Origin of the sequence: Lysobacter enzymogenes, from assembly GCF_017168095.1 — a bacterium.
GTDB classification, from domain to species: domain Bacteria; phylum Pseudomonadota; class Gammaproteobacteria; order Xanthomonadales; family Xanthomonadaceae; genus Lysobacter; species Lysobacter enzymogenes_D.
Window position 1 is genome coordinate 1 of the sequence record NZ_LXSD01000458.1, and the last position, 9,616, is coordinate 9,616.

Annotated in this window: 10 protein-coding genes; 4 read left to right on the top strand and 6 right to left on the bottom strand. The window is 69.8% G+C overall.

What is annotated here, in order from left to right:
* Positions 1-77: 77 nt before the first annotated feature.
* Positions 78-806 (bottom strand): rhomboid family intramembrane serine protease, encoded by a 729-nt coding sequence (locus A7A76_RS19560; RefSeq protein ID WP_206412806.1) that lies wholly within the window; start codon positions 804-806, stop codon positions 78-80.
* A gap of 388 nt (positions 807-1,194) precedes the next feature.
* Positions 1,195-1,530 carry an MGMT family protein gene (locus A7A76_RS19565; RefSeq protein WP_206412808.1) on the bottom strand — a complete coding sequence of 112 codons (336 nt, stop codon included), beginning with the start codon at positions 1,528-1,530 and terminating at the stop codon, positions 1,195-1,197.
* Between the two features lie 41 nt (positions 1,531-1,571).
* Between A7A76_RS19565 and A7A76_RS19570 the strand changes: the two genes are divergently transcribed.
* Together A7A76_RS19570 and A7A76_RS26900 are read left to right on the top strand one after the other, a co-directional pair.
* Positions 1,572-1,976: a hypothetical protein gene (locus A7A76_RS19570; RefSeq protein WP_206412810.1), complete on the top strand. Its 405-nt coding sequence runs from the start codon at positions 1,572-1,574 to the stop codon at positions 1,974-1,976.
* Between the two features lie 66 nt (positions 1,977-2,042).
* On the top strand, positions 2,043-2,288 hold the full coding sequence (locus tag A7A76_RS26900) for a DUF6053 domain-containing protein (RefSeq protein ID WP_428995199.1): 246 nt from the start codon (positions 2,043-2,045) through the stop codon (positions 2,286-2,288).
* On the opposite strand, the gene A7A76_RS19575 is transcribed toward A7A76_RS26900, so the two are convergent.
* Positions 2,176-3,303 carry an inorganic phosphate transporter gene (locus tag A7A76_RS19575; protein WP_206412811.1) on the bottom strand — a complete coding sequence of 376 codons (1,128 nt, stop codon included), beginning with the start codon at positions 3,301-3,303 and terminating at the stop codon, positions 2,176-2,178. The genes A7A76_RS26900 and A7A76_RS19575 overlap by 113 nt on opposite strands.
* A gap of 10 nt (positions 3,304-3,313) precedes the next feature.
* Entirely contained in the window at positions 3,314-3,940 is a 627-nt protein-coding gene (locus tag A7A76_RS19580; RefSeq protein ID WP_096377324.1) for a DUF47 domain-containing protein, read from the bottom strand.
* 439 nt (positions 3,941-4,379) lie between these two features.
* Between A7A76_RS19580 and A7A76_RS19585 the strand changes: the two genes are divergently transcribed.
* Both A7A76_RS19585 and A7A76_RS19590 read left to right on the top strand, forming a co-directional pair.
* Complete coding sequence (locus tag A7A76_RS19585; RefSeq protein ID WP_206412813.1) at positions 4,380-5,714, top strand: hemolysin family protein; 1,335 nt, start codon at positions 4,380-4,382, stop codon at positions 5,712-5,714.
* Positions 5,695-6,405, top strand: coding sequence for an exopolysaccharide biosynthesis protein (locus tag A7A76_RS19590; protein WP_206412815.1), 711 nt, complete (start codon positions 5,695-5,697; stop codon positions 6,403-6,405). The genes A7A76_RS19585 and A7A76_RS19590 overlap by 20 nt, the downstream gene beginning before the upstream one ends.
* A 178-nt stretch (positions 6,406-6,583) precedes the next feature.
* Here the strand turns inward: A7A76_RS19590 and A7A76_RS19595 are convergent, their stop codons facing one another.
* Both A7A76_RS19595 and A7A76_RS19600 read right to left on the bottom strand, forming a co-directional pair.
* Entirely contained in the window at positions 6,584-8,722 is a 2,139-nt protein-coding gene (locus A7A76_RS19595) for a putative bifunctional diguanylate cyclase/phosphodiesterase (RefSeq protein ID WP_206412816.1), read from the bottom strand.
* A 10-nt stretch (positions 8,723-8,732) separates the two neighbouring features.
* Positions 8,733-9,572, bottom strand: coding sequence for a phosphate/phosphite/phosphonate ABC transporter substrate-binding protein (locus A7A76_RS19600; protein WP_206412818.1), 840 nt, complete (start codon positions 9,570-9,572; stop codon positions 8,733-8,735).
* Between the last annotated feature and the right edge of the window lie 44 nt (positions 9,573-9,616).

Below are 9,616 nucleotides of genomic sequence, written 5' to 3' on the forward strand. Positions count from 1 at the left end.
AACTACTGCGCACGTTACGTCGTGGGTGCGTTGTCGCGGTCGCGGCTCGCGCCGCTCCTACAGGTAGCTGCCGTGGCCTACTTCACGACCCGCAGCTTCGACGCCTTGCGCCGCTCGCGCAGCGCTTGCGCGCGCAGGTCGCGGCGCGGGCCGCCGCTGCCGCCGCGCGGCGGGCGCGACCGCCACCAGCGGATCAGCAACCAGCCCACGATCATGCCGCCGAGGTGGGCGAAGTGGGCCACGCCGGTGCCGGTGGTGAACACGCCGTAGAACAGCGACGCGGCCACGTACACGATCACCAGGGTGCGCGCCTTGAGCACGATCGGGAACGGCAGCAAGGTCACCTTGCGGTTCGGGAACATCATCCCGTAGGCCAGCAGCAGGCCGTAAATCGCGCCCGACGCGCCCAGGGTCAGGATCAGCTGGCCATCAAAGATGGCGAAGGTGGCCGCCGCCAGCTGCAGCAGGGCCGAACCCAGCAGGCACACGAAGTAGTAGATCGCGTAGCGCCGCGCGCCCCATTCGTACTCGATCGACGAGCCGAACATCACCAGCGCGAGCATGTTGAAGATCAGGTGGCCGAGGCCGCCGTGCATGAAGCCGGAGGTGATCAGCTGCCACGGCATGAACCCCGGCCCGTCGACCTCGAACTGCGGCGGCACCCACGGCCACAGTTCGAACCACAGCGGCCAGGCGCGGGCGGCGTCGCTCGCGTCGGCGATGGACTGCAACAGGAATACCGCTACGTTGGCGATCAGCAGCTTGCGCGTGACCGCCGGGATGCTGGAAAAAAGCCTGGAAAACATCGCGACTCCTCGGACCGGGCGCTATGGTAGCCGCGCCGGCTGCGAGGCGAGGTGAGCGCGGCGTGCAGATCGCGCCGGCCGTTCAGATCGGAATGCGGCGGCGGTCGCGGCGGTATCGGGCAATGCGACAGCGACGGGGCGATCGGGCCGCGGCCCGCTCCCGAGAACGCAGCGATCCGGTACTCGCGGTTGTCGCGCAGCTCCGGCGACCGCGCCGGTCGGACCTTGGTTCGCTCGCAGCATGCGCTCGCCCGGCCGCTCGGCTCGGCCTGCGATTTCGCGCAGCGGCCGCTACCGGCCTGGGCGTCCGGCCGCAATTCCCCGGGCCCTGCCCGATCGATTGGGTTCAACCGGCTCGACTCGATCGCACCGCCTCGATCGCACCGCCTCAATCGGCCGGCCCCCAGATCTGCTCGTCGATCGTCGGCGCCGCGCGCTGGCCGCGCACCCGGCCGTTCTCGACCTTCACGCCTTCCGCGCGCAGGCGTTGGGATTGTTCGCGCCAGCCCTTGGAGCCTTCCGGGAACGCGATGCGCCCGTCCGAGCGCAGCACGCGGTGCCAGGGCAGCTTGGGATCCTCGTTCTGGCCGAGCAGGCGCGCGACCAGGCGCGCGCGGCCCGGCAGGCCGGCGCGCCGCGCGACCTCGCCGTAACCGGCGACTTCGCCGCGGGGAATCGCGCGGATCGCGGCAAGGATGCGCCTGGCGGCAGTTTCGCTGTCCATCGCGGTAGCATATGCGCTGTTGCGCGCAGGAGTCGCCCCCCATGCAGTTCGCCCACATCCAGAAGCACCTCAGCCAGGCCGGGTTCCGCCTGTCCGTCCACGACAGCGTGATCTGCGTCGAGTTGTCGCTCGAACAGGGCACCCGCCACCAGTCGATCTTCCTGTCCGAACAAGAGGACGACGACGGCCGCGGCTTCCTGCGCGTGAGCACCGCGATCGCCCCGACCACCGGCCTGGACGCGCGCCGCGCACTGGCCTTCAACTGGGAAAGCCACGTCGGCTACCTCGCCATCGGCAACCTCGACGGCGTGCCCTACCTGCAGCTGTGCGAGAACCGCCCGCTGGAAACCCTGGACGCGGCCGAGCTGCAACGCCTGGTGCTGGAGATCGGCGGCGTCGGCGACCGCATGGAGCGGGTGCTGTCGGCGAACGGCGATCTGCTCTGAGCCGTCGGTTGGTCCCGCAAAGCCCTCCCGTTGCGCGGGAGGGCTTTTTTGTAGTGGACTTATTTTGTGGGAGGGCCTTCAGGCCCGATGCTGTTCGCTCAGTCCGCGGCGAACCGAAAGAAAAGCTTCGGGCCTGAAGGCCCTCCCACAAAAGAAAAGGCCCGCGAATCGCGGGCCTTTTCGCATCCTGCGCCGGAGCTCAGATCCAGCCGAAGAACCGCATCGCCTCGAACAGGCCGTAGGCGATGCCGCCGGCCGCCGGAATCGTCAGGATCCACGCCCAGATCATCTTCTCCACCACGGTCCACTTGATCGAGTTGAAGCGCTTGGCCGTGCCCACGCCCATGATCGCGGCGGAGATGTTGTGGGTGGTCGAGACCGGGATGCCCAGCGACGAGGCCGCCATGATCACCGAGGCGGCGCTGGTCTCGGCGGCGAAGCCGTGGATCGGGTGCAGCTTGACCAGCTTGTGGCCGAGCGTCTTGATGATGCGCCAGCCGCCGGCGGCGGTGCCGGCGGCCATGACCACCGCGCAGGTCAGCTTGATCCAGGTGTCGATGTCGTTGTGCGCGATCGCGCCCGGCGAGGGGTGCAGGAACGCCAGCCAGCCCGGCAGGTTGTCGAGGGTGCCGGCCTGCTGCGCGCTGATCAGCGCCAGGGCGATGATGCCCATGGTCTTCTGCGCGTCGTTCATGCCGTGGGCGAAGCCCATGCCGGCGGCGCTGAGCAGCTGCGCCTTGCCGAAGAAGCCGTTGACCCAGCGCGGCCGCGCGATCCGGCGCAGCACGCCGCCGCTGGCGGCCATCGCCGAGATCAGCGCGAACAGCACGCCCATCACCAGGAAGCCGGCGGCGAAGCCGAGCATCGGCGAGGTGAACATCGGCACCACCACCTTCCACAGCACGCCGGCGCTCTTCCAGATCGGCTCGGCCGGATGCGACCACACCACCGCGTGCCAGTTGTTCGAGGCCGCGGCGATCGCCGCGCCGCACAGCCCGCCGATCAGCGCGTGCGAGGACGAGGACGGCAGGCCCAGCCACCAGGTGATGAGGTTCCAGATGATGCCGCCGAGCAGCGCGCACAGCAGCAGCTGCGAGCCGACTTCGACCACGCCGGCGTCGATCAGGCCCGAGGCGATGGTCTTGGCCACCGCGGTGCCCCACAGCGCGCCGATCAGGTTGGTGGAGGCCGCCAGCATCACCGCCTGCATCGGCGAGAGCACCTTGGTCGCCACCACCGTGGCGATGGAATTGGCGGTGTCGTGGAAGCCGTTGACGTATTCGAAGATCAACGCGGCCAGGATGACCACCAGGACGAGCGTAAGCATCGCGCGCGCCTCAGGAGTTCTTCAGCACGATCTGGTAGGCGACCACGCCGGCCTCGCGGCAGCGGTCGATCGCCTTCTCCAGGATCTCGAAGAACTCCTTGAGCAGGAACATCTGCAGGTTGTCGAGCTGGCCGGAATAGATGTCGCGGTACAGCTCCAGCATGAGGCGGTCGGCCTCGTTCTCCAGCGCGCGCAGCTGGTCGTTGAGCGCCTTCATCGGCTCCAGCTTGAGGTGGCGCAGCTGGTGGACCATCTTCACCACCACGCTGGCGGCCTGTTCCAGCATCGCCGCGCGCGGGGCGAAGTCGATGTGCTCCAGGTGGCGGGTGGCCAGCGAGTAGCGGTCGGCGAACTTCTCCACCTGCTTGGGGATCTTGTACAGCGCCGAGGACAGCGCCTCGATGTCCTCGCGCTCGATCGGGGTGATGAAGCTGTCGACCAGCTCCTGGCTGATCTTGTCGGAGGTCTCGCGCTCGCGCTGGCGGGCCAGCTTGAACGCGTCCAGCGCCGGCTGGCGGTCGGAGGCCTTGAGCATCTCGTGCAGCGCCCGGGTGGCGTCGTGGGCGGCCACGGCCGCCTCCTCCAGCAGGGTGTAGAACTGGTTGCCTTGGCCGAAAATCGTCTGCAGGGAGAACATGCGGGGAGCCTCTGGGCCGGTCGCGGGGCGCGCTCCGGCGGTTTCGAAAGGGGTCGGCGACCGGCCGGGCCGGCGCCGCGCGCGGCCGGGCCGGGAAGCGGCGCGGGGCGTGCGGGCGCGATTATGACGGTTTGACGACGGCCCGCCCACCTTGACCCGCCATCCGCCCGCCCCCAGGTCGGTACGGTTCCGCACCGAGTTGGCGGTTCCGCGCACCCGCCGCCCTTTCACGAAGGGGCGCCGCGCGGGCCTGCTAAGATCGGCCCCGCCCGTTCCCGCCCCGTGCGGCGACCGCAGCGACCCTTCCTTTCACGCTTCCCACAATGGACGACGACCCAAAACCGCCGCCCGGCCGCGCTATGCCGGCCCCCCTGCACCGCTGCGCCCCTTTCCGTGAATCGACCGTATCCCGGTCCGCCGGCCACAGGAGGCGCTGCCGATGCTGGAACTTCTGATCGTCGTGGCCCTGATCGTGCTCAACGCGTTCTTCGCGATGTCGGAGATGGCGCTGATGACCTCGCGCAAGCTGCGGCTCAAGCAGATGGCCGAGACCAGCAAGGGCGCGCGCACCGCGCTGGCGCTGGCCGAGCAGCCCGACAACCTGCTGTCGACCGTGCAGATCGGCATCACCCTGATCGGCATCCTCACCGGCCTGTTCGGCGGCGAGTCGATCGGCCTGATCATCGCCGGCTGGTTCGATTTCCTGCTGCCCGGCGACGCCACCCGCTACGCCCACACCCTCGGCATCGGCACCGCGGTGGTGCTGATCGCCTCGGCCCAGGTGATCTTCGGCGAACTGGTGCCCAAGCGCCTGGCCCTGACCAATCCCGAACGCATCGCCAGCAACGTGGCGATCGTGCTCAACGGCCTGGCCACCGCGGCCAAGCCGGCGGTGCTGGTGCTGGGCACGATCAACCGCTTCATCCTGCGCCTGCTCGGGATCAAGGACGACGCACGCAGCGAGATCAGCGAAGAGGAAATCCGCCTGCTGGTCAGCGAAAGCCACGAGCAGGGCGTGATCGACGCCGACGAACGCAAGATGGTCAACCGCGTGCTGAGCCTGGGCGACCGCACCGCCGACAGCCTGATGACGCCGCGCACCCGCATCGCCTGGCTCGACGCCGCCGCCTCGCTGGAGGACAACCTGGCGATCATGCGCGAGTCGCCGTTCTCGCGCTTCCCGGTCTATCGCGGCAGCGACCAGGACGTGCTCGGCGTGCTCGAGGCCAAGTCGTTGCTGGCCGAGCTGGTCCAGGGCCAGGTGCCGGACCTGTTCGGCCAGCTCAAGGAAGCGCTGTTCGTGTCCGAATCCACCCACGCGCTGAAGCTGCTGGAGATCTTCCGCGAGGAACAGCAGTCGCTGGCGCTGGTGGTCGACGAGTACGGCGACGTGACCGGCCTGATCACCGTCAACGACCTGCTGGGCGCGGTGATCGGCCGCGTGCAGACCGCCGAATCCGACGACCAGCCGGGCCCGGTGGTGCAGCGCGAGGACGGCAGCTATCTGGTCGACGGCGCGCTGCCGCTGGAAGAACTGCGCGAAACCATCGGCGGCGGCCGCTTGCCGAACGAGGACGAGCACGACTTCCACACCGCCGCGGGCATGGTCATCGCCCACTTCGGCCGGATCCCGCACGTGGGCGAGCACTTCGCCTGGCCGGGCTGGCGGATCGAGGTGATCGACCTGGACGGCCCGCGCATCGACAAGCTGCTGCTGCAGCCGCAGCAGGCCAAGCCCGCGGAGTCCGGAGACGATGACGCCACCAGCGGCTGATCCCGGCCGCACGCCGCGCGGCGACGACGGCGGCGGCCCGCACCAGCGCGGCGATGCGCACGCGGCCGGCGCGCACGAGGCCGGCACCCGCGCCCTGCTCGACGCCATCGTCGCTGGCGACCCGGAGCAGACGGTGCGCTTCGGCGAGGTGTTCAACGGCCTGGGCAACCGCTCCTTCGGCATGCTGCTGTTCGTCTCCACCCTGCCCGCCTTCATCCCGATCCCGGGCGTCGGCGGCGCGATCAGCGGGCCGCTGGTGATCCTGGTCGGCCTGCAGTTGCTGATCGGCCTGCGCCGGCCGTGGCTGCCGGGCTTCATCGCCCGGCGCGGCCCGCACCGCAGCGCGCTGGCCCGGTTCCGCAACCTGCTGGCGCCGTGGCTGACCCGGCTGGAACGCTTCGTCAGCCCGCGCCTGACCGCGCTGCTCGACCGCCGCGCCGCCAGCGCGCTGACCGGCCTGCTGGTGGTGCTGGTCGGCGTGCTGCTGTCGCTGCCGATCCCGTTCACCAATTTCCTGTTCGGCGCGCTGCTGCTGTTGTTCGCCTTCGCCCTGCTCGAACGCGACGGCAAGCTGATGCTGATCGCCTGGGCCGCGGGCGCGGCGGCGGTGGTGGTGTTCGGGATCCTGTCGGGCAGCCTGGTGCAGGCGGTGGCGGAGTGGGTGGCGATGGCGCGGGACAAGTTGGCCTAGGAGATAGCGGATAGGAGTTAGGAGATAGCAAGAGCGGGTTTTCGCTATCTCCTAACTCCTAGCGAAGTGGATCGCGTTGGCTCAAGACAAGCTGAGCTTGGAGATAGCGGATAGGAGTTAGGAGATAGCAAGAGCGGCTTTTCGCTATCTCCTAACTCCTATCCGCTATCTCCTGGCTTCAAGGCAACTGGGCCAAGAACTCCGCCGCCGGCACCGGATGCCCGAGCCAATACCCCTGCGCCAGATCGCAGCCGCGCTCGCGCAGCACCGCGTACTGGCCTTCCTTCTCCACGCCTTCGGCCACCACGGTCACGCCCAGCGAATGGGCCATGGCGATGATCGCCGTGGTCAGGGCCAGGTCGTCGGGGTCGCGCAGCACGTCGGCGACGAAGCTGCGGTCGATCTTGACCCCGTCCACCGGCACCCGCCGCAGGTGGCTCAGGCCGGAGAAGCCGGTGCCGAAATCGTCCAGCCACACCTTGACCCCGCTCGCGCGCAGCCGCGACAGCAGCGCGCTGGCGTGGACTTCGTCGCCGATCACCGCGGTCTCGGTCAGCTCCAGGTGCAGCAGCCACGGCGGCAGCTCGGTCTCGCGCAGGCAGGCGGCGACCACGTTGGGCAGGTCGCCGTTGCGCAACTGCCGCGGCGAGACGTTGACCGAGACGAACAGCGGATCGGCGCCGGGCCGCGCGCGCTGCCACGCCACCGCGTCCTCGCAGGCCGCGCGCAGCACCTGCGGGCCGAGCGTCTCGATCTGCCCGCTCTGCTCGGCCACGTCGATGAACACCGACGGCGCGATCAGGCCCTGCTCGGGATGCTTCCAGCGCAGCAGCGCCTCGGCGCCGACCATCGCGCCGTCGCCGAGGCGGAACACCGGCTGGTACGCCAGGCTCAGCTCGCCGCGGTCCCAGGCGCCGCGCAGCGCATGCTCCAGGTGCACGCGCCGCTCCACCGCCTGGTCCATCGCCCGGCTGTAGAAGCGATAGCAATTCTTGCCGGCGACCTTGGCCTGGTACATGGCGATGTCGCCGTTCTTCATCAGCGCGGTCGCCCCGGACGCGTCCTCCGGGTACAGGGTCACGCCGATCGAGGTGCCGAGGAACACCTGCCGTTCGTGCACCGCGATCGGCTGGCCGAGCTCGGCCACCAGCACGTCGGCCAGATGGGTGGCGAGCTGGCGCGCCTCGCCCGGGCGCTGCGGCTTGCCTTCCACCAAAATCACGAACTCGTCGCCGCCGAAGCGCGCCAGCAGCGCGCGTTCGCCGCCGACTCGTTCGACCGTGCGGGCGATGCGCTGCGCGCACTGCAGCAGCACCTCGTCGCCGGCGTCGTGGCCGAGGGTGTCGTTGACCCGCTTGAAGTCGTCGATGTCGGCGAACAGCAGCGCCAGCTGGCCGCGGCCGCCGTCGAACTGCTGCAGGCGCTCGTCCAGCGCCTCGCGGAACGCCAGCCGGTTGGACAGCCCGGTCAGCGAATCGGTGTAGGCCATGCGGCGGATGTCGCGGTCGTGGCGCGCCAGCGACTGGCTCATGCGGCTGAAGGCGCGCATCAGGTCGCCGACTTCGTCGTTGTGGCGGGCCGCGTCGGAATCGTCGAACTGGCCGAAGCGGCCGTCCTCGATGGTGTGCGCGGCCTCGGCCAGCTCGCGGATCGGCTTGACCAGCCAGCGCTGGATCAGCCACAGCATCGCCGCGCCCAGCGCCAGCAGGCCCAGGCTCAGCAGGCCCACCCACAGCAGCTGCAGGCGGCCGAGCGCGTCCAGGCGCCGGCGCAACTCCTCCAGCGCGCTGTCCTGGTAGGCGCGCATGGCCTTGAGGTCGTAGCCCACGCGCACCCCGCCCAGGCGCTGCTGGCCGATCTTGATCGGCGCCGACACGTCGAAGGTGTTCTCGCTCCACTGTCCCAGCAGCGCCGGCGCGGCGACGATGCGCGCAGCGAGCGGATCGTCCATGCGCTTGCCGTAGCTGGGGATCTCCTCGCTGCCGTCATGGACGATGTTGCCTTCGACGTCGTAGACCACGACGTAGCGCACGCCCGGGTTGGTCATCGCCGCGCGGCTGAGCTCGCCGATCGCGTCGAGGTCGAAGTAGTACAGCGGATTGGTCAGCGAACCGGCGAGCTGGGCCACCTCGCCCTCGCCGTGGCGGCGCAGGCTGGCGACGAAGCTGTCGCGCATGGCCTCGCGGCTGACCTCGACCACCGCGCTCTGGATCCGCTCCTGCCGCTGCAGCAGCAACAGGATCAGCACCGCGACCACGGCGAAGGCCAGGCCCATGATCGACAGGAACTTGGCCTGCAGGCCGCGCGGCGACTTCATGCGAGCCTCTTCATTCGACTTCCGCGCGCACCCGCGCCACGCCCTGGCCGATGTGGTCCAGCGCGCGCTGCGAGGCCGGATCCACCGGCATGAAGCGGGTGGTCTTGAAGAAGCGCAGCAGCGCCTCGCCGGCGTCGGGGTCCGCGGCCGCGTCCAGCAGCACCTCGCGCAGGCGCGCGGCGACCTTCGGGTCCATGTCGCCGCGCACCAGTTCCAGCGCGCGCGGGTAGTCGTCGCTGCGGCCGATCTGGACGAAGTCGCGGCGGAAGGCTTCGGGCACCCGGCGCGGGTTGTCCCAGTCCAGGTTGCTGGTGACGCCGGCGTCGACCAGGCGCTTGTGCACCCAGGTGGCGATGTTGAGCTCCGAGCGCGCGAACAGATAACCGACCGCGCCGCGGTTGATGCGGTCGGTCGGCGACAGCAGGATTTCCAGGCGCAGGCCGCGTTCGAGCAGGGTCGCGGCGGGAACGAAATAGGCGCTGGTCGAGGACGGCCGCTGGAACGCGACGTTGTGGCCGCTCAAATCGTCGAGCGAGCGCAGGCCGCTGTCGCGGCGGGCGAAGAACACGCTGTGGTAGTGGCCGACGCCGTCGCGCTCGGTCAGCAGCAGCGGCCGCGCGCCGGCGCGCTGCTGCAGCAGCATCGCGGTGCCGGCGGTCTCGCTGACCCAGTCGACCCGGCCGCGGCGCAGATAGCTGCCCATCTGCTGCACGTCCTTGGCCATCAGGATGCGGCCCTCGCGGATGCCGACCCCGGCCATGCGCGGCACCACGTAGTCCAGCAGCGGCTTGAGCTGTTCGTAATGGGCCTTGGGATCGTCGCTGATCCGGCCCAGCACCAGCACGTGCAGGTCGGGATCCTCGCCGTGGCCGTGGCCGGGCCGCTCGTGCGGCG